Here is an 18,020-nt window from a genome sequence, read left to right as displayed (position 1 = left end):
CGGCCTACGAGCCTCAGCGGCTCCGACAATCCTTACCGTACCAGTACCCCGTCCGGGCATCGAAGCCGCCGCCGGAAGCGGCATTGCAGACCGATAAGGTTTTGTCGCCGACGCGCTGCTGGCTGAGAGCCTTGTAAAGATCCGCGCGGGCTTCGCGCTCGCGGTTCTGCGCGGCGAGATCGGCCTGAATCTGGAGATTCCGCTCGGCCCGCATGCGCTGGCGGTCCCGGTCGATGTTCATCATGCAGGTCGCGAATCCTTCGGAATCAGGGGCGAACCCGTAACCGGAGCACTGACCGAGATCGAGCTTCCGCTGCTCCTCCGCAGACACGCATCCGGCAAGGCCGATCGCACAGGCGGCGATCAGGAGCGCACTCCGACCGAACGATCCCGAACGAGACACGGTGCCGGGAATCCGGCCAAACTCCGCCTGGGCGACCAGTGCTGGATGCGTGGCAAGGTGAGGCGAGGATTCGAAAGACATGACACCGGAACGAAAGGAGGGATCGATTAGGTATCGATAGCTCCCCTCAGACTAATTTTTGGTTCTTCGTCATTATGGATGGATCCTTAAATCGATCCCGTTCCCCTACGTGTATTCTCGCAATATGCCTGGATTTGGCAGCTTGGATAAGAATGAATTTGTCGGTCGTCGAAACGAATCGCTTACCACAAAGGCCCTGCAAGTTTGCCTAAGAACCATCCCGAGCCCCGGATCATGGCCTATTCTGCTGCGATCCGCCCGGTGTCATGTCCCATCCAGGCGGCCAGATCGGCCCGCGCCCGGTCGGTATAGGCGCGCTTCTTCGCCACCGCCTTTTCCGGCCCCTTCAAGCGCTTGCCGCCCTCTCCCTTCGGAGAATGAGCGAGCGGCGGAAACAGGCCGAAATTGACGTTCATCGGCTGGAACGAGCGCGGCGCGCCGGCATCCTCGGTGGCGATGTGGCCGCCGGTGATATGGCCGATGAGGGCACCCAGCGCCGTCGTGGCAGGCAGCGGCTCCAGCGTGTCACCGCGGGCCTCGGCCACGGCGAAGCGCCCGGCCATGAGGCCGATGGCGGCGCTCTCGACATACCCCTCGCAACCGGTGATCTGGCCGGCGAAGCGCAAGCTCGGGCGTGCCTTCAGGCGGAGCGTCGCGTCGAGGAGACGGGGCGAGTCGAGATAGGTGTTGCGGTGCAGCCCACCGAGACGCGCGAATTCCGCGTTCTCAAGGCCGGGAATCGTGCGGAACACCCGGACCTGCTCGGAATAGGTCAGCTTCGTCTGGAAGCCGACCATGTTGTAGAGCGTGCCCAACGCGTTGTCCTGACGAAGCTGGACGATGGCGCAAGCCTTCACGGTGGGGTCGTGCGGGTTGGTGAGGCCGACGGGCTTCATCGGGCCGTGACGCAGCGTCTCGGGGCCGCGCTCGGCCATGACCTCGATCGGCAGGCAGCCATCGAAATAGGGGGTGGTCGCCTCCCATTCCTTGAAACCGATCTTGTCGCCCTCGATCAACGCCTGGATGAAGGCGTCGTACTGTTCGCGATTCATCGGGCAGTTGATGTAATCCGCCCCCGTGCCGCCGGGGCCGACCTTGTCGTAACGCGACTGGAACCACGCCTTGTCCATGTCGATGGAGTCGCGGTGGACGATGGGCGCGATGGCATCGAAAAAGGCGAGGGCCTCGGCGCCGGTGAGCGCGCGGATGGCCTGCGCCAGGGCTGGCGAAGTGAGGGGGCCGGTGGCGATGATGGTCCGGCCCCATTCCTCCGGCGGCAGGCCCTCGATCTCCTCGCGTTCGATCGTGACGAGGGGATGTGCCTCCAGGGCGGCGGTGACGGCAGCGGCGAACCCGTCGCGGTCCACGGCCAGCGCCCCCCCGGCCGGGACCTGGTTGGCATCGGCCGCGCGCAGGATCAGCGACCTGAGCGTCCGCATTTCCTGGTGCAACAGGCCGACGGCGTTGCCGTTGGCATCGTCCGAGCGGAACGAATTCGAGCAGACCAGCTCGGCGAGATCCCGGCTCTTATGCGCCTCCGTGCCGCGCACAGGCCGCATCTCGTGGAGAACGACAGGATGACCGCTCTCGGCGATCTGCCAGGCGGCCTCCGACCCGGCGAGGCCGCCGCCGACGATATGGATGGGGGAAGTGTCTGCTCGGTCCGTCATGGTCACGGGATAGACCCGGGACCCGCCCCGATCAATGCAGCTGCGGCGAGACGAGAAAGCGTTCGCGGTCGCTCGACGTCACGGTCAGCTTGATCGGGCGTCCCTCCCGCTCGATCGTGAGAGGAACCCGCACCCCGGCCTCGCCCAGCGCCCAGATCTGGCGGAAGAACCCGGCGAGATCCTCCACCGGCTCGCCCGCGACAGCGGCGAGCACGTCGCCCACGCGCAGGTCCGCGCTCTCGGCGGGCCCGTCATCGGCCAAGCCCATCACCACCACCGCGCCGTCATTGTCGCTGGCATAGAGGCCGAGCCAGGGCCGGGTCGGCCGGTCCGCCCGCCCGCGTGTGGTCAGGTCCTCGAGGATCGGTGGCAGGAGGTCGATGGGAACGACGAGGTTGATCGCCTTCGGACCCTCGGTCCCGCCCTGCTGGAGCTGCAGGGAGCCGATGCCGAGGAGGTCGCCCGCCGGGCCGATCAAAGCCGTACCGCCCCAATGCGGGTGAGACGGCGCGGTGAACAGGGCCTCGTCGAGGACGTATTCCCAGTAGCCGGCGAATTCCTGCCGGGCGATCAGCTTGGCGGCGACGCTGCGCGTGCGTCCCCCAGCCCCGGCCACCACGGCCTTGTCTCCGATCTTCAGGCTCTCCGAGCGCCCGATGGGAAGCGGCGGCAGCCGCAGATCGCCCAATGCCTGGACGAGGCCGAACCCGGTCACGGCATCGAAGCCGACCACGTGGCCCGGGACCGAGCGCCCGTCATGGGTGGTCATCCAGACGCTCTCCGCCTCGGTGACGAGGTAGCCGATGGTGAGGACGAGGCCGTCCTCGCGGATCACCACGCCGTTCCCGGCGCGTTCCGTCCCCAGGGTTTCCGCCGTGAACGCCTCGGGCGGGATGCGCGTGGAGAGCGACACCATGGCCGAAAGGGCCCTGTCGAGATCGTACGCGTAATCGCCGGCCTTGGGCTGCACGGCGGAGGGAATCTTCCAGTCTCCGTGCGACGTCATCAATCCCGTATCCCTGTCCTGCGCCTCGGACCCATGAGCTCTGGCGGATCCGCAGAGCGTGGGGGTCATCGGTTCCATCCGGGAGATAGGTCGCCGGCTCGCCGTCGAACACCCTGCGCAGGTCGGGAGCGTGACAGAGGTGCGCCGATCCACATCGATCGCCCGCAACACAGTAGCCTAGGCCCGTGCGCTCGATTAAGACTTGGGTTAACGTTCACGCCAGATGGAACGGCTGCGCCATGTCCTGTCGAGTCTTGTCTTGTCGAGAGGACGCCTGACCCTTGCGTGACGATGCGGCACTGGCGCGCCTGATCTCGGCGGTCGCATCCGGCAACGAGCAGGCTTTGCGCGCGCTCTACGATCTGACCGCCCCGAAACTTTTCGGCATCGTGCTCCGTATCCAGCGAGATCGCGGCATGGCGGAAGACGTGCTCCAGGATGTCTTCCTGCGGATATGGCAAAGTGCCGGCTCGTTCTCTCCGGAGGCGGGTCGCCCCTTGCCCTGGCTCTGCGCCATCGCCCGTAACCGGGCGATCGACGGGGTCCGCCGCAAGGGAGAGGTCCAGGGGCCGGTGACCGAGGACGGGGAGGATTGGGTGGAACGGCTCGCCGATCCCCACGACAGCGAGGAGGCGATTCTCGGGCGCGATGCCCTGCGCGCCTGCCTGTCCCGCCTGGAGGCGACGCAGCGCGACTGCATCGTACTCGCCTATTGCGAGGGGCATTCCCGGGAAGAACTGGCAGAACGGTTCGCGCGTCCCGTCAACACCATCAAGACGTGGCTGCATCGCGGGCTAGCGGCCCTGCGGGGCTGCCTGGAGGGGCCGGCATGACCGAAGACCCCACCGAGCGCGATCTTCGCGCCGCCGAATACGTCATCGGCACGCTCGATGCCACCGAGCGCGCCGCCATGGACCTGGAGCTCGCCGTCGACCCCGCCGCTCGCGCCGCCGTGCGGGAGTGGGAGCGTCGCCTGGCCCCTCTCGCCGCCGTCATTCCCGAGATCGAACCGGGCGAGGGCGTATGGCCGGCAATCCTGCGCGCGCTGCCCAACCGGGCCTCCCCGTCTCCGGCGGCGAACGACAACCGCGTGGCCGCCCTATCGCGCAAGCTCGGCCTGTGGCGGGCCGCAGCGGCGGGCGCAGGGGCGCTGGCTGCCGGGCTCGCCCTGTTCATCGCATTCGGCCCCCGCCCCGGCGGGGAGGGCGAGACACGCTACGTCGCCGTGGTCTCCAGCGGCGGCGAGGCTCCGGCCCTCATCGTCAGCATCGATACGGTGGCGGGAACCGCACGAGTGCGCCCGGTCGGCGCCGAGGCGCCGGCGGGAAGCAGCCTCGAATTGTGGTATGTGGGAGCCGACAAGACGCCGAAATCCCTCGGGCTGATCGGCAAGGACGCGGCACGCGTGGCCCTGCCCGCCGGGTCCGATGCTGCGCGGCGGGGCGAGGGTGTCTTCGCCGTCTCGGTGGAGCCACCGAACGGATCTGCCACCGGCCTCCCGACCGGCCCCGTCGTCTATACTGGCAAGCTCATCCGCGATTGAGGGCGGCCCGGATCGGGGCCCGCCACGATGGAGCCCTCCCATGCCGCGCTTTGCCGCGAACCTGACGCTGCTCTTCACAGAGCATGCCTTCCTCGACCGGTTCGAGGCCGCGTCCCGTGCCGGGTTCACGGCGGTGGAATTCCTGTTCCCCTACGAGCATTCGCCGGACGACATCGCCGGGCGTCTCGCCGCGAATGGCCTGGACCTCGTCCTGTTCAACATGCCGCCGGGGGATTGGGCAACCGGCGACCGAGGGCTCGCCGCCTTGCCGGAACGGTTCGACGAGATGCAGGCCGGGGTCGAGACAGCGCTCGCCTACGCGCTCGCCGCGGGCTGCCCCCGCCTGCACCTGATGGCGGGCATGGCCAACCGGCAGGATGACCACGCCATGGAAGCGTATCGCCGGTCCGTGCGATATGCAGCCGAACGCCTTGCCCGGCATGGCATCGACCTCCTGATCGAGCCGATCAACCGCCGCTCCATGCCCGGCTACTTCCTCGACGATGTCGACGCCGCCGCCGAACTCGTCGCGGCGTTGCGCGCGGAGGGGTTCGGCAACCTCAAGCTCCAGTTCGACATCTTCCATTCCCAGATCCTGCATGGCGACGTCACCACGCGTCTGGCCCGCCTCCTGCCGCTGATTGGCCATGTCCAGGTCGCGAGCGTACCGGCGCGCCACGAGCCCGGTACGGGGGAGGTGAACGACGCCTTCGTCTTCACCGAACTCGACCGGCTCGGATATTCGGGCTCGGTCGGGTGCGAGTACAATCCGCGTGGCCGAACCGAGGATGGGCTCGGCTGGCTGAGCACCCGTGCGGGCGGACGAGCCCGGATTTAGCGCCGTGAGGTCGGTTCCCCCTCGGAGCCGATAAAGCATACCGCTTCCACCTGGCATGGTTGACCACGGAGGAGTGGGACCATCAATTGTTTATGACGCGGCATCGTGGTTAGGGACTGCCCCGGCCGGCTCGAACGGCCAAGCTTCGAGAAGCTTTTCCCCAGGGGCAGATCAATCGATGGCCGACCTCTTCAAACCCGTTGCCCTGACGGGGAATGCCGTCGTGGACAGCCTCATCCTCGGCGGCGCCTGGAACGCCGCGACCCTGACCTACGGGTTCAAGGCGCAGGACATCGATGCGAACGGGATCGACGATTTCTCCGAGGGCGACTGGAAGGCGTTCTACAGGGAGATCTACGACACCGTCAGCAGCGTCGCGAATGTCGATTTCGTCGAAGGCAGCGTGGCGCGGGCTCAATTGATCCAGCGGCTCGATGTCGGCGGAGGCGGCGAATCCGGTACGCCCGCCCCGGGCGTCACCTCGCTGGAAACCGCGGTGGGCATCGACCCGACGAGCGTGAAAGGGGCCGCCGACGTGGTCCGCCTCGGCACCTATTCCGAAACCTGGATCCACGAGATCGGCCACAGCCTTGGCCTCGGCCACCCCCATGACGGTGAGAACGGCAAGCTGCCGGGCGTCGTCGAGCCCGGCGATTTCGGCACCGGCAACCTCAACTCCCAGATCTATACGGTGATGGGCTACACCTTCCCGTTCTGGGGCGAGGACAACCCGTTCACGCCCGAGCGCGACGAGAACACCGCGCTCAATGCCCAGCCGGGCTCCTTCGGGGCCATCGACATCGCAGCCCTGCAGCATCTCTACGGAGCCCGCGCCCACAACGCCGGCAACGACGTCTATCGCTTCAGCGACGATGTCGATGCCAATCGCGGCTACACCACGATCTGGGATACGGGCGGCTCCGATACGATCGTCTATGAGGGGTCGAGCGCGGCCAAGATCGACCTGCGCGCGGCGACCCTGAAAGCCGAGATCGGCGGGGGCGGCTGGCTCTCGACGTCGGAAACCCTGACCGGCGGCGTGACCATCGCCAATGGCGTCTCCATCGAGAAGGCGAAGGGCGGGGCAGGCGACGACATCCTCATCGGCAATGACGGCGCCAACCGACTCGACGGCGGACGGGGGGCCGACCGCATGAGCGGTGGGCTCGGAAACGACACCTATGTCACGGACGGCCGCGACACGATCGAGGAGGCGGCCAGGAGCGGTACGGATCAGGTGCTGAGTTCGGCCAGCCACCGCCTCGGCACGAATCTCGAAGCTCTGAGGCTCATCGGCTCGAAGGCCGTCGATGGCATCGGCAACGCCGTCGCCAATACGATCACCGGCAACGGCGCCGGCAACATGCTGACGGGCGGAGCCGGAAACGACGTTTTCACCGGCGGGGAGGGGGCGGATACCTTCCTGTTCCGCACGCGGCCCGGAACCGGCAACATCGATCACATCCGCGATTTCTCCGTCGCCGAGGATGTCGTCGCGCTCTCGAGCAAGGTCTTCGCGGCCCTTCGCGCCGGCCCCCTCGCGGAGAAAGCTTTCAAGGACCTCTCGTCGGGACCGGCCGATGCGGATGACCGCGTTCTCTACGACGCCACGACCGGCACCCTCTCCTACGATGCCGACGGGAGCGGAGCCGGCACCGCCCACACCTTCGCCGTCATCGATACGAAAGTGCATTTGACCTTCGCGGATATGCTCGTCGTCTAGAGTTCCCGCCGTCGACAAGGCGACTGGTCCGGCGTCGAGAGGGCAAGCGGTGCCGCCCCTGAGCGATAGTGTCCAGGGGCGATGCGGAAGCCTCACTTCCTGGCGGGATCGGTCCGCTTCAGGATCGCCTCCATCTGCGCGATCTCGGTCTCCTGAGTCTTGACGATGGATTCGGCCAGCGACCGGACCTCCGGATCCTTCGAGTATTGGAGGGCGACCTTGGCCATGGCCAATGCGCCCTTGTGGTGCGGGATCATGCCGGCGGCGAAGTCGCGGTCGACGTCGCCGGAATAGCGGATCTCCATGTCGCCGTGCATGCGCATGCTCGCCTCCTTGAAGGCGCGGGTCGCCGGGGTGTCGGCGGCCTTGCCCTTCGCGGCGGGCTTCGACCCGTGGTCATGGCTGTGCGAATGGGTGGTGCCGTCCTCGTGGCGGTGCTCTTCGGCCGCGAGGACCGGGGAGGCGAGGGGCAGAGCCAGGATCGCGGCCAGGATCGCGGGGAGGACTGTCTTCGTCATGGGGTTTCCCTGTCGTCAAAAGGTTGCGGGCGGGGAGGGCATGGTCCCCGCCACCGGGGAGGGGGCTTCATCGCCGGGCGCTTCGCGAAGTCGGGCGAAGGCGGGGCCGCCGAAGCGCAGCATCAGGACCGGCGTCAGCACGGCGTCGAGGAGCGTCGCGCTGATGAGGCCACCGAAGATCGTCACGGCCACGGGGTGCAGGATCTCCTTGCCCGGCGCGGTGCCGTCGAGGAGGAGAGGCACCAGGGCGATGCCTGCGGCGAGCGCCGTCATCAGCACCGGCACGAGGCGCTCGTTGCTCGCCCGCAGCACCAGAGCCGGGCCGAAGGGCAGCCCTTCGTTCAACCCGAGATTCAGCACGTGGCTGATCTTCAGGATGCCGTTGCGGGCGACGATGCCGGTGAGCGTCACGAAGCCGATCATCGAGGCCACCGAAAGCGGCAGCCCGGCGATGGTGAGGGCGACGACGCTGCCGATGAGGGCGAGCGGCACGTTGCCCATGACGATGAGAGCCAGCACGCCGGAGCGGTAACGGCTCGCCAGCAGGGCGAAGACCAGGGCGAAGGAGACGAGGCCGAGGAGGCCGATGCGGCGGGTCGCCTCCCCTTGCGCCTCGAACGCGCCTTCGAGGCGCGCGCTGATCCCCTCCGGCAGCGTCGTCCGGGCCAGGGCCTGCGCGATGTCGGCGGCGACCTTCGAGCCGTCCGAGCCCGGCACGGTGTTGGCCTGGACCACGATGCGGCGGCGGCCGTTCTCGCGCTGGATCTGGTTGGGACCGTCGCGCTCGGCGATGTCGGCCAGGGCGTGGGCGGGCACCCAGCCCGACGGCGTCTCGATGAGGAGGTCGCGCAGGGCGGCCATGGAGCGGCCGCTCTCGGGCAGGCGCAGGACCACGTCGAAGCGGCGCAGTCCCTCGACCAGGGTGGAGACCACGCGTCCGTTGGCGAGGTTCCCCACCGTCTCCACCACCGTGGCGGGGGAGACGCCGTAGAGCGCCGCCTTCGCCGGATCGACCCGCACCTCGATCTGGGGAACGCGCACCTGCCGCTCGACCTGGAGGTCTGCGACGCCCGGAATGCCGGACAGGGTTTCACGCAGGGATTCGGCAGTGCGGCGCAACGCGTCGAGATCCTCGCCGAACAGCTTGAGGGCGATCTCGGCCCGGACGCCGGAGAGCATGTGGTCGAGCCGGTGCGAGATCGGCTGGCCGACATTCACCGTGACCGGAAGGACGGAAAGCCGCCCCCGGATCTCGGCGGTGATGGCGTCGCGCTCGCGTCCGCCGGGCTTCAGGCGGATCTCCAGATCGGTGGAATGGACCCCTTCGGCATGCTCGTCGAGCTCGGCGCGGCCCGTCCGACGCCCGACCTTGTCGACCTCGGGGATCTCCATCAGCAGGCGCTCGGCGATGGCGCCGACGCGGGCGGATTCGGCGAGCGAGATGCCGGGGGTGAAGGTGGTGGTGACCGTGAACGAGCCTTCGTTGAAGGTCGGCAGGAAGGCGCGGGGCAACCGGCCCGCGCCGTAGCCGGCGGCGATCACCGCCAGGACCGCGCAGACCATGGCAAGGCGCTGATGGGCGAAGGCCGTTTCCACCAGTCGCCCATTGGCCCGCTTGAGGCCGCGGATCAGCCGGTTCTCGGGATGGTCGAGGCTCTTCAGGCCAGGGAGCAGCCAGGAGGAGAGGACGGGCGTCAGGGTCAGCGAGACCACGAGGCTCGACAGGATGGCGATGATGTAGGCTTGGCCGAGCGGCGCGAAGAGCCGGCCTTCGATCCCCGACAGGGCGAAGAGCGGCACGAAGACGAGGCAGATGATGATCGTCGCGTAGACGATGCCGGAGCGCACCTCGTTCGAGGCGTCGACGATCACCGAGAAGGTGCTGCGAGGCGAGCCCTCCGCCCGGTTGTCGCGCAGGCGCCGCAGGATGTTCTCCACATCGACGACGGCATCGTCCACCAGCTCTCCAATGGCGATGGCGAGGCCGCCGAGCGTCATCGTGTTGATGGACAGGCCCAGCAGAGAGAACACCGTGGCGGTGGCGAGGATCGAGACGGGAATGGCGGCGAGCGAGATCAGCGTGGTCCGCACGTTCATCAGGAAAGCGAACAGCACCACGGCCACAACGGCCACGGCCTCGATCAGCACCGTGATCACGTTGCGAAGCGATGTCTCGATGAAATCCGCCTGCCGGAACAAGACGTTGCCGGCCTCGATTCCGTGCGGCAGGGAGGGGCCGATCTCCTTGAGCGCCGCCTCGACCTCGCGGGTCAGGCGCACGGTGTCGATCCCCGGCTGCTTCTCGATGGAGACCACCACGGCGGGATTGCCCATGAAGCCGCCGTCGCCGCGCTTGGGCCGCGCTCCGAAGGCGATCTCGGCGACCTGCCGCAGGTAGACCGGACCGCCCGGCGTCGTGACGACGAGATTGCGAAGGTCGTCGAGATCGGTGGTGCGGCCGAGCGCGCGGATCAGGACCTCACGGCCGCCGGCCTCGGAATAGCCGCCGCCGGCATTGCCGCCGTAATTCTGGAGAGCGCGGGCGAGGGCCTCGTCGGTGACGCCGAGCGCCCGCATGGCGGCGGGATTGGGGGCGACCCGGAACTGGCGCACCTCGCCGCCGATGGGGATCACCTGCGCCACGCCCGGGATCGAGAGCAGGCGCGGGCGCAAGGTGAAGTCGGCGGTCTCGCGCACCTGCATCGGGGTCGCGGTCTTCGAGGTGACGGCGACCAGCAGGATGCCGCCCATGATCGAGGAGACCGGCCCCATCTGCGGAATCACGTTCGGCGGCAGCTCCGAACGCGCGAGCGCCAGCCTCTCGTTGACGAACTGCCGGTCCCGGAACAGGTCGGTGTCCCACTCGAACTCCACCGTGACGATGGACAGGCCGATGCCCGAGACCGAGCGCACCCGGCTGACACCGGGCAGGCCATTCATGCGGGTCTCGATCGGGTAGGTCACCCGCTGCTCGACTTCCGTGGGCGCGAGCCCCTCGGCTTCGGTCAGGATCGTGACCGTGGGCCGGTTGAGGTCGGGGAGTACGTCGACGGGCAGGCGCGCGAGGGAGAGCGCGCCGGTGAGGACCAGGGCGAAGGCGAGGGCCAGCACGAGCAGGCGGTTGCGCAGGGATTGCGCGACGATGAGGCCGAACATGGGGCTGTCTCCTCAGCGGATCTGGTCGAGGAGTTCGGCGCCCTGGACGACGACGCGCCGTCCCGGCTCCAGACCGTCGGCGATGAGGGTGCGGTCGGCATCGAGGGAATCGGTGCGGACGGTGCGCGCCACGAAGCGCTCGGCGCCGACATGCTCGTAGACGACGCTGCCGCCCTCCGCCCGCAGGATGCCGGAGCGGGGCACGGCGAGGCCGGTCCGCTCCCCCGTCAGGGGGGCGTGGACGGTCACGAACTGGCCGAGCCGAAGGCCGGTCGTGTCGTCTTCCACCGCGAACTGCACGGGAACGGCCTGATTGCGATCGGCGAGGCCGGCGCCGCGATAGGCCAGCGCCATGCTGCGCCCGTCCCCGAGCCGGGCCGTCGCCGCCCCCTCAGGGGACAGGGCCTCGAAGCTCAGCGCCTCGATCCAAAGTTTCTTCGGATCGAGGATGCGGAAGACGACGGTGCCGGGAGCCGCCATGGCACCGGCAGTGGCGCTGGCCTCGGCGATGACTCCGTCCACGGGTGCGACCAGTGCCTCGGGCGAGCCACGGACCGCATCGAGGGCGGCGCGGCGGTCCTTCAGCCCGTCGCGCTCGGAGCGGGCATCGTCGAGCTGGGTCTGCGCCACGGCGCCGGTCCCCGCCAGACGCTCGAACCGGACCACGCGCCGGTCGAGGATCGCGATCTGCTGGTCGAGTTCGCCCTGGCGCTGGCGCATGTCGGAGACGTCCACGGCCTGGACGGGAGGGGTGACGGTGGCGAGCACCTCGCCGCGCGTCACACGGGTTCCGAGGCGAGGAAATCCGCTTGCCGGAGGGGCCAGACGGCCTCCGACGGAGGATTGCACCACGCCGCTGGCATTGGGATCGGCGATGACCCGGCCGGGCAGGGCCACGGTGCGGGCCACGTTCTCCGTCGCCGTCAGGGCGGTGCGCAGGACGAGGAGCCGCTGCAGGGATTTGGGTACGAAGATCGACCCGTCGCCTAAGCGCTTGGCCCGGTCGGCGCCGCCGGAGGGCGGGCTCGCCATCATCCCCCCCTCGGCCGGCGCGGCATCGTGGCCTTCATGGGCGAGGGCGGCGCTGCCCAGCACGATCGTCGCCGTGACCGCCAGGACGACGACGATGGGAATCGTGCGCCGACGCCGGATCAGGACGACGGCCCCGAGGCCGAGGAGGAAGCCCCCGGCGGCGGTGACGGAGGGCGGCTGGTGCGTCAGGCGCTCGACCAGGGTGGCGGCGGTCGCCGTCTCGGACGCCGCAGCCGCGGCTTTGGGGGCGGGCAGGTCGAGATCGAGGGAAAGGATGTCGGTGCCGCCCTCCGCCGTCACCGCGACGAGGAGGTCGTGGTGCTCGGATTCCTCCAGCCAGGGCGCCGGGAGCCGGTAGGTGCCGTCGGCCTGGAGCTCGGCCTTCCTGCGCCCGTCCGGCGTCGAGAGGGCGAGGGTGGCGTCGATGACCGGCGCGTTGGTCTCGAACGCGTCGAGATAGAAGACGAGATCGTGCCCCTGCACGGTGGCGACGAGTTCGTAGCGCTCCGACTTCGCCTCGGCTCGCGGTGCCGCCGCTGCGACGGGCAGGGCAGGGGCCTCGTCTCCGTGGGAATGGCCCTCATGGGACAGGACCGCGCCGGTCAGGGCCGCCCAGGCGATGGCGCACACTGCGACACGGCGCAGGGCAGCCGGAAAAACGATGGACATGATGCGAGAAACCTTGGCGCCGTTGAAGCAGGAGACGGCGATCCACGCGAGGCCGGAAGGCAGCCGCGCGGGAACGCCGTCGTTACGTCAGGCGAAGGATCTCGGGGGTTCGGACGGGGAATCCGGGGCGGCATCCGTCCGTGCGGAGGCGGCACCCACGGGAACGGGTCCGGTCAGTCCGGCGGAGGATGCGACGTCGCCCTCGGTGGGAGCGAGGCCGAGGGCGCAACAGGGAGCGCCACAGCCGCCGGCGCAGCAGGGACCGGCGCAGCCAAGATGAGGCTCGGCCCGCAGGACCGAGACCACGGCACGCATGCGGCTATCGGACGTGATCCCCTGGACCGCTTTCGTCTCGCGGGCGTTCTGAACTTGGACGCGCTCGACCTGGACCCGCTCGACCTGGGCCCCGGTTCCGTGCCCATGCCCGGTATGGGCGCTCGCGGGCGACGACATGGCGAAGCCGGCGATCGCGAGGATCACCGTCATCAGCCAGAGCGCGAGGCTCCGGTCCAGATTGCGCCGGATGGGTTTCATGTCGGCGCAGAGCGTAGCATAGGGCATGCGCCCGCGACAGGGCCGATCGCAACTCGGAAGGCTAGACGCGTGAGACAGATCCTCGTGATCGGCATCGGCACCGGCAATCCGGAGCATGTCACGATCCAGGCGATCCGGGCCTTGAACACGGTGGATGTGGTCTTCGTCCTCGACAAGGGAGGAGATAAGGCCGACCTCGTCGCCCTGCGCCGGGAGATCTGCGAGCGCTACATCGAGGAGCGGCCCTACCGCATCGTTGAGGCGCAGGACCCGGAGCGGGACCGGAATCCGGCCGATTACGGCGTGGCCGTGGAGGATTGGCACAGCGCCCGCGCCGCCCTGTACGAAGCGATGATCGAGCGGGAACTGCAAGAAGACGAGACCGGGGCCTTCCTGGTCTGGGGTGACCCGTCGCTCTACGACAGCACCCTACGGATCATCGACCGGATCGTGGCGCGGGGCCGCCTCGCCTTCGAGTACCGGGTGATCCCCGGCATCACCAGCGTCCAAGCCCTGGCGGCCAGTCACCGCATCGCCCTCAACCGCATCGGCGCGCCGGTGCAGATCACCACGGGACGCCAGATCGCTGGCGGCCTCTCCGAGGAGGCCGACACCACCGTGGTAATGCTCGACGGCGACCCGACCTTCGCCCATCTCGACCCGGAGCTGACGATCTATTGGGGCGCCTATCTCGGGAGCGACGACGAGATCACCCTCTCGGGCCGCCTCGGCGACGTCGCCGCCGAGATCCGGCGCATCCGGGCGGAGGCGAGGGCACGCCACGGCTGGATCATGGACATCTACCTGCTACGGAAGCCGGCGGATTAGGCCAGGATCACGTCTCTCGACGCCAACCTCGCCCTCAATGATCGCGGCGTCGCTCGCCCCTCTCGATGTGACCGGCCAGCGTGAAGCCGATTTCTCGCATCAAGGCATCGAGGAGTGCCGTCAGCTTCGGCCGGTGGAGGCCGGTTGCAAGGTCTTGCAGGGCGATGGCGTGTTCCGCCATGCGGTTGGCCGCCGCCTGGGCCTGCATGTCGGGCTGATGAGGGAGGGCGCCATCCTCGGTGTGATCGATGACGATGCCGAGCCCCCTTGCGCACTCGCCAGACCCGTCCCGCTCAACCCGTCCGCGCAGGCCGAGCCGGCGCTCGCCTCGAACCGTCCTGAAGACGATCTCGAACAGACCGCCCCCCTCGGTGGCGGCATGTAGGGCATTCTCCACGCGAGACCGGTCCTCATCGTGGATCGCCGTCAGGAAGGCGTCGAGACTCACGACCTCCGTCTCCGGAGCGAAGCCGAGAATCTCCGCGAGCAACCCGGAGACGGCGATGCGGCCAGCCCAGACGTCGTGGGACCAGACGCCAACGATTCCCGATGCGTCGAGCGCATCCCGAAGGCTATCCGAGTCGTCGGGGAAAAAGCTGGTGCGCGCAGGCATGGATCTCCTGGGCCGCCGGGGCCGGGCCGCTGACAGCGAAACGGTGACCGCGGAGTATCCCGAAGCCAGGTCGGACCTCCATTGGGTCATTACCTGAGGTTGATAAATGCTTCGACATACGGCGACTGAGACCGCATCATACCCCTAAAACCGCATCACTGAAAGCTTTTAACACGTTATGCGTGCATTAAAGGCAACCTGAGATTGCCACCAAGTGCATGTTCGCCGGGGGACGGGGAGATCGATCGTGGCCCACGATCCTCAGCCAACGGAACCCTCCGAGCCCCGGCGTCGATCTTAACCACTGATTAACCATGACCCGCCAAAAACCGGGATCAGGGCATCCTGGTGTCACGGGACGACGGCTTCGAGCGCGTCCGGTGTCGATCCGAGGCCGGGAATTCGATCGGCCTCCGGGCCGATATTCGCCCCGGCACGGCAGGAATGCGACATCTCAAGCCGCGAGAAGGGCTCCCGTATGAAAGCCATCACCTTCGTCACCCAGAAGGGAGGCAGTGGAAAGAGCACCCTGTGCATCTCACTGGCGGTGGCGGCGCAGGAGCGCGGCCTGTCGGTCTGCATCCTGGAAATGGACCGCCAGGCGACGATCAGCGACTGGCTCGACCACCGCACGGCGGATGGCCCGGAAGTGGCACAGATCGACGCGACGCAGATCGAAGCCGTCATGACCCAGCTGCGTGAATCCTCCTACGATTACGTCTTCATCGATACGCCGGGCGTCGATTCCACCGGCACGCTCTCGGCGATCCGCGCGGCCGATCTCTGCATCATCCCCTGCCGCCCCACCCCGGCGGACCTGCGCGCGTTCAAGCCGACCCTGGCCGCCATCTACCGCCTGGAGAAGAAGTTCGCCTTCGTGCTGAACCAGACCCCGCCGCGCTCCTACCGGATCCGCGACGCAGCCGATGGCCTCGCCGTGCTGGGCATCCTGCCGGACGTGAACATCGTCGCGCGGACCGATCACCAGGACGCGATCGGCGTCGGTCAGGGCGTCACCGAATTCAACCCCAAGGGCCAGGCCGCCGGCGAAGTCCGCAAGCTCTGGACGTGGATCGAGAAGCGGATGCAGGTCGTCAAACATGCCAAAGCCGCCTAGGCCGAGCCTCGCCTCCATCGTCGCGGGAGCCGCCTCCCCAGGGAGGAGCGCCGATATCGTCCAGCTCGATACGGGCCACACGCCCGTCCGCAAGGCGCCTGGCACCCTGAAGGAGCGTGCCAGGCAGATGTCGGTCTATCTGGAGCCGCCGGTCTACGACCAGCTGCGCGACCTCGCCCATACCGAGCGCACGAAGATGCATGCGCTCATGCTGGAAGCCCTCGATCTGCTGTTCAAACAGCGCGGGACCATGCCGATCGAGCGGCTGAACGAGACGAGCCACCGCTGATACCCGGCTCCTGTCGATGCCTGGCATCGACAGGATAAAATCATTTCTTGCCAAATACTTATTTACATACCCTCAACTGACGCATCCGCATTTGGCGGCACCGACCTCCTGACCTTCCGGGCGGAATTTCGAGACGATGTCCACAACCGCGAGAACGTGATTCTCTTCACTCTGACAGGGTTTTGTAGCGCGCTCTTCACTTGATGAATGAGCGGATAAGGCCGGCCCCGCCCTCGACCCGCAGCGTTCAGCTTTCCTTTACGTCAACCCGACAATTGTCTGTGCAATCGAAGCCCGCTCTTTCCGGGCGGCCTTCGACGGCCGGACCGGATCGCTCTTCCGTTCCCCGAGCCCTGTATGGCGTTTCGAGAGCGTAGAGTGCTGGGCGGTTCGGTATGGCGCGTTCGACGAAGGCCGGATCGGCTCCAACGGCGGGCGTACCGCTGCTGCGCCTCCTCGCCGTGTCCGTGGTGGCATTGACCACCGCCAATTGCGCGCAGAACACCCAGAAGCTCGCTGGCCCGGCCGGGTCCTCCGGATCGTCCTACGATCCGAAATACGGTGTGAAGGCCAGTCCTCGCCTCTATAACGAGGGCGACACGATCCCCAAGGGCGGCGGCCGCCGCTTCTCGGGAAAGCCCTACGTGGTGGCGGGCCGCACCTACGTGCCCCGCGACGATGCCAAGGGCTATGTCCGCGAGGGCCTGGCCTCCTGGTACGGCAGCGCGTTCCACGGCCGAATGACCGCCAACGGCGAGGTATTCGACCGTCACTCCATCGCAGCCGCCCACCCGACGCTGCCGCTGCCGAGCTACGTCCGGGTCACCAACCTCGCCAACCGCCATTCGATGATCGTGCGCGTCAACGATCGCGGCCCTTATCACGCCAACCGGCTCATGGACGTGTCGGAGGAGGTGGCCCAGGCCCTGGAATTCCACCGCAGCGGCACCGCCAAGGTCCGGGTGGAGTATGTGGGGAAGGCCTCCACTGCCGGCAGCGACGACCGCAAGCTGATGGCGACCTTGCGCACCGATGGCGCGCCTGCCCGCGTCGGCGGCGCTTCACCGGTGATGATGGCCGATCTCGGCCCCGATGCCGAAACGGAGCGTCTGTCGCGCGCGCAGCGTCCCGCCATGGCCTTCAAGCCGGCCCCTGACGAGGACGATACAGCTCCCGCGCCGCGTCCTGCCCGGCCCGCGCCGGTCCTGGTGGCAGGCGGCTCCAGCGTCGCCGTACCGGCGGCCCTGCAGCCCACCGCGTCCCGGTCGCATGCGTTCCGGCCGACCATGCCGGATCGCCCGGCACCGGCCCTGCAGATGGCTCATGCCGCGCCGAAGGCGAAGGGATCGCCGCCCCACGCCGTGGCAGCGATGCGCCTCGCTTCGAGCGCTGGCCCAGCCCAGAACCTTGCCCAAGCCCCTGCCCAGGCATCGAAGCACGGCGCCACGACGACCAAGGACGCGAAGACGCTCCAGGCCAAGCTGGAATCCTCCGCTCCGAAGACGAAACTCGCCCACGTGCCGGTCCCGGCGGCACCGCAGAGGATGGCGGCCGCCCCTGCTCCCTCGCGCGGCCCGGTGGTGAAGACGGCGAGCACCGCGACCCCGGCACGCTCCGCGACAGGCCATGCCGCGGTGGCGAACCTGCGTCCGGCTGCGCCGCCCTCGAGCCCGCTGGGAACGGCCAAGGCCAGCGTCGCCAAGCTGTCCGTGCCTCCGGCCGGTTCGCAGCCCGTCGGCGCACAGGCCGGACGCGGCAAGTCGTCCGCCCCGGCGGTCGCCACCGCCGCAGCGAAGCCGGCCCAGCCACGCCGCTCGCGCATCGCCGAGGTCAACTGACCGTCGAACGACCGGGACCGGCGGCATCGTCTCGTCCACCGTGTCGCGACATCATCGGCAAAGTTGCGTTCGATTTCGCGGGCGATCCGCTATACCATCTCGCAAGGGCGAGAACGGACCGGGCTTATCAGCCAAGCCTCGGGGCCGACGGGCATGAGGCGA

The 18,020-nt window shown here is 68.2% G+C and carries 16 protein-coding genes; 8 read left to right on the top strand and 8 right to left on the bottom strand.

Annotation, left to right across the window (positions count from 1 at the left end; genetic code table 11):
* Nucleotides 1-13 precede the first annotated feature (13 nt).
* From ACYQR9_RS17530 to ACYQR9_RS17520, 3 genes are all read right to left on the bottom strand, one after another.
* Nucleotides 14-244: a hypothetical protein gene (locus ACYQR9_RS17530; protein ID WP_246747912.1), complete on the bottom strand. Its 231-nt coding sequence runs from the start codon at nucleotides 242-244 to the stop codon at nucleotides 14-16.
* 479 nt (nucleotides 245-723) lie between these two features.
* Complete coding sequence (gene trmFO, locus ACYQR9_RS17525) at nucleotides 724-2,154, bottom strand: methylenetetrahydrofolate--tRNA-(uracil(54)-C(5))-methyltransferase (FADH(2)-oxidizing) TrmFO (RefSeq protein ID WP_461227545.1); 1,431 nt, start codon at nucleotides 2,152-2,154, stop codon at nucleotides 724-726.
* A gap of 31 nt (nucleotides 2,155-2,185) precedes the next feature.
* Nucleotides 2,186-3,160, bottom strand: coding sequence for a S1C family serine protease (locus ACYQR9_RS17520; protein ID WP_207411991.1), 975 nt, complete (start codon nucleotides 3,158-3,160; stop codon nucleotides 2,186-2,188).
* A 281-nt stretch (nucleotides 3,161-3,441) separates the two neighbouring features.
* Between ACYQR9_RS17520 and ACYQR9_RS17515 the strand changes: the two genes are divergently transcribed.
* From ACYQR9_RS17515 to ACYQR9_RS17500, 4 genes are all read left to right on the top strand, one after another.
* Nucleotides 3,442-3,993, top strand: coding sequence for a sigma-70 family RNA polymerase sigma factor (locus ACYQR9_RS17515; protein WP_207411990.1), 552 nt, complete (start codon nucleotides 3,442-3,444; stop codon nucleotides 3,991-3,993).
* Nucleotides 3,990-4,703, top strand: coding sequence for an anti-sigma factor (locus ACYQR9_RS17510; RefSeq protein WP_461227544.1), 714 nt, complete (start codon nucleotides 3,990-3,992; stop codon nucleotides 4,701-4,703). The genes ACYQR9_RS17515 and ACYQR9_RS17510 overlap by 4 nt, the downstream gene beginning before the upstream one ends.
* 40 nt (nucleotides 4,704-4,743) lie before the next feature.
* Nucleotides 4,744-5,541: a 2-oxo-tetronate isomerase gene (gene otnI / locus ACYQR9_RS17505; RefSeq protein WP_461227543.1), complete on the top strand. Its 798-nt coding sequence runs from the start codon at nucleotides 4,744-4,746 to the stop codon at nucleotides 5,539-5,541.
* Between the two features lie 178 nt (nucleotides 5,542-5,719).
* The gene (locus tag ACYQR9_RS17500; protein WP_461227542.1) at nucleotides 5,720-7,264 is read left to right on the top strand and encodes a M10 family metallopeptidase C-terminal domain-containing protein; all 1,545 of its coding nucleotides are present in this window, start codon (nucleotides 5,720-5,722) and stop codon (nucleotides 7,262-7,264) included.
* Between the two features lie 92 nt (nucleotides 7,265-7,356).
* Here the strand turns inward: ACYQR9_RS17500 and copM are convergent, their stop codons facing one another.
* The 4 genes from copM to ACYQR9_RS17480 all read right to left on the bottom strand — a co-directional run bounded on the left by copM (nucleotide 7,357) and on the right by ACYQR9_RS17480 (nucleotide 13,200).
* A complete protein-coding gene (gene copM, locus ACYQR9_RS17495; RefSeq protein WP_461227541.1) occupies nucleotides 7,357-7,782 on the bottom strand; it encodes a CopM family metallochaperone in 426 nt (141 codons plus the stop codon).
* A gap of 15 nt (nucleotides 7,783-7,797) precedes the next feature.
* A complete protein-coding gene (locus ACYQR9_RS17490) occupies nucleotides 7,798-10,938 on the bottom strand; it encodes an efflux RND transporter permease subunit (protein WP_461227540.1) in 3,141 nt (1,046 codons plus the stop codon).
* A gap of 12 nt (nucleotides 10,939-10,950) precedes the next feature.
* Nucleotides 10,951-12,639 carry an efflux RND transporter periplasmic adaptor subunit gene (locus tag ACYQR9_RS17485; protein WP_461227539.1) on the bottom strand — a complete coding sequence of 563 codons (1,689 nt, stop codon included), beginning with the start codon at nucleotides 12,637-12,639 and terminating at the stop codon, nucleotides 10,951-10,953.
* A gap of 87 nt (nucleotides 12,640-12,726) precedes the next feature.
* A complete protein-coding gene (locus ACYQR9_RS17480; protein ID WP_461227538.1) occupies nucleotides 12,727-13,200 on the bottom strand; it encodes a hypothetical protein in 474 nt (157 codons plus the stop codon).
* A gap of 42 nt (nucleotides 13,201-13,242) precedes the next feature.
* Between ACYQR9_RS17480 and cobF the strand changes: the two genes are divergently transcribed.
* Nucleotides 13,243-14,001 (top strand): precorrin-6A synthase (deacetylating), encoded by a 759-nt coding sequence (gene cobF / locus ACYQR9_RS17475; protein WP_461227537.1) that lies wholly within the window; start codon nucleotides 13,243-13,245, stop codon nucleotides 13,999-14,001.
* A gap of 34 nt (nucleotides 14,002-14,035) precedes the next feature.
* On the opposite strand, the gene ACYQR9_RS17470 is transcribed toward cobF, so the two are convergent.
* Entirely contained in the window at nucleotides 14,036-14,614 is a 579-nt protein-coding gene (locus ACYQR9_RS17470; RefSeq protein ID WP_461227536.1) for a PAS domain-containing protein, read from the bottom strand.
* A gap of 478 nt (nucleotides 14,615-15,092) precedes the next feature.
* On the opposite strand from ACYQR9_RS17470, the gene ACYQR9_RS17465 reads away from it, so the two are divergent.
* From ACYQR9_RS17465 to ACYQR9_RS17455, 3 genes are all read left to right on the top strand, one after another.
* Nucleotides 15,093-15,731 carry a ParA family protein gene (locus ACYQR9_RS17465; protein ID WP_056424260.1) on the top strand — a complete coding sequence of 213 codons (639 nt, stop codon included), beginning with the start codon at nucleotides 15,093-15,095 and terminating at the stop codon, nucleotides 15,729-15,731.
* On the top strand, nucleotides 15,715-16,020 hold the full coding sequence (locus ACYQR9_RS17460) for a ribbon-helix-helix domain-containing protein (protein WP_056424261.1): 306 nt from the start codon (nucleotides 15,715-15,717) through the stop codon (nucleotides 16,018-16,020). Before ACYQR9_RS17465 ends, ACYQR9_RS17460 begins: the two co-directional genes overlap by 17 nt.
* A gap of 395 nt (nucleotides 16,021-16,415) precedes the next feature.
* Complete coding sequence (locus ACYQR9_RS17455; RefSeq protein WP_461227535.1) at nucleotides 16,416-17,858, top strand: septal ring lytic transglycosylase RlpA family protein; 1,443 nt, start codon at nucleotides 16,416-16,418, stop codon at nucleotides 17,856-17,858.
* Nucleotides 17,859-18,020 lie beyond the last annotated feature (162 nt).

This window comes from Methylobacterium sp. CM6241, from assembly GCF_054817845.1.
Note: the sequence above shows the minus strand (reverse complement) of the source record. Positions and strands in the feature narration are given on the sequence as shown.

What these genes read in the sequence shown, in the direction of transcription:
- ACYQR9_RS17530 (WP_246747912.1), bottom strand. Translation starts at nt 244, where the DNA reads ATGATGAACATCGACCGGGACCGCCAGCGCATGCGGGCCGAGCGGAAT.
- trmFO (WP_461227545.1), bottom strand. Translation starts at nt 2,154, where the DNA reads ATGACGGACCGAGCAGACACTTCCCCCATCCATATCGTCGGCGGCGGC.
- ACYQR9_RS17520 (WP_207411991.1), bottom strand. Translation starts at nt 3,160, where the DNA reads ATGACGTCGCACGGAGACTGGAAGATTCCCTCCGCCGTGCAGCCCAAG.
- ACYQR9_RS17510 (WP_461227544.1), top strand. Translation starts at nt 3,990, where the DNA reads ATGACCGAAGACCCCACCGAGCGCGATCTTCGCGCCGCCGAATACGTC.
- otnI (WP_461227543.1), top strand. Translation starts at nt 4,744, where the DNA reads ATGCCGCGCTTTGCCGCGAACCTGACGCTGCTCTTCACAGAGCATGCC.
- ACYQR9_RS17500 (WP_461227542.1), top strand. Translation starts at nt 5,720, where the DNA reads ATGGCCGACCTCTTCAAACCCGTTGCCCTGACGGGGAATGCCGTCGTG.
- copM (WP_461227541.1), bottom strand. Translation starts at nt 7,782, where the DNA reads ATGACGAAGACAGTCCTCCCCGCGATCCTGGCCGCGATCCTGGCTCTG.
- ACYQR9_RS17490 (WP_461227540.1), bottom strand. Translation starts at nt 10,938, where the DNA reads ATGTTCGGCCTCATCGTCGCGCAATCCCTGCGCAACCGCCTGCTCGTG.
- ACYQR9_RS17485 (WP_461227539.1), bottom strand. Translation starts at nt 12,639, where the DNA reads ATGTCCATCGTTTTTCCGGCTGCCCTGCGCCGTGTCGCAGTGTGCGCC.
- ACYQR9_RS17480 (WP_461227538.1), bottom strand. Translation starts at nt 13,200, where the DNA reads ATGCCCTATGCTACGCTCTGCGCCGACATGAAACCCATCCGGCGCAAT.
- ACYQR9_RS17470 (WP_461227536.1), bottom strand. Translation starts at nt 14,614, where the DNA reads ATGCCTGCGCGCACCAGCTTTTTCCCCGACGACTCGGATAGCCTTCGG.
- ACYQR9_RS17465 (WP_056424260.1), top strand. Translation starts at nt 15,093, where the DNA reads ATGAAAGCCATCACCTTCGTCACCCAGAAGGGAGGCAGTGGAAAGAGC.
- ACYQR9_RS17460 (WP_056424261.1), top strand. Translation starts at nt 15,715, where the DNA reads ATGCCAAAGCCGCCTAGGCCGAGCCTCGCCTCCATCGTCGCGGGAGCC.
- ACYQR9_RS17455 (WP_461227535.1), top strand. Translation starts at nt 16,416, where the DNA reads ATGGCGCGTTCGACGAAGGCCGGATCGGCTCCAACGGCGGGCGTACCG.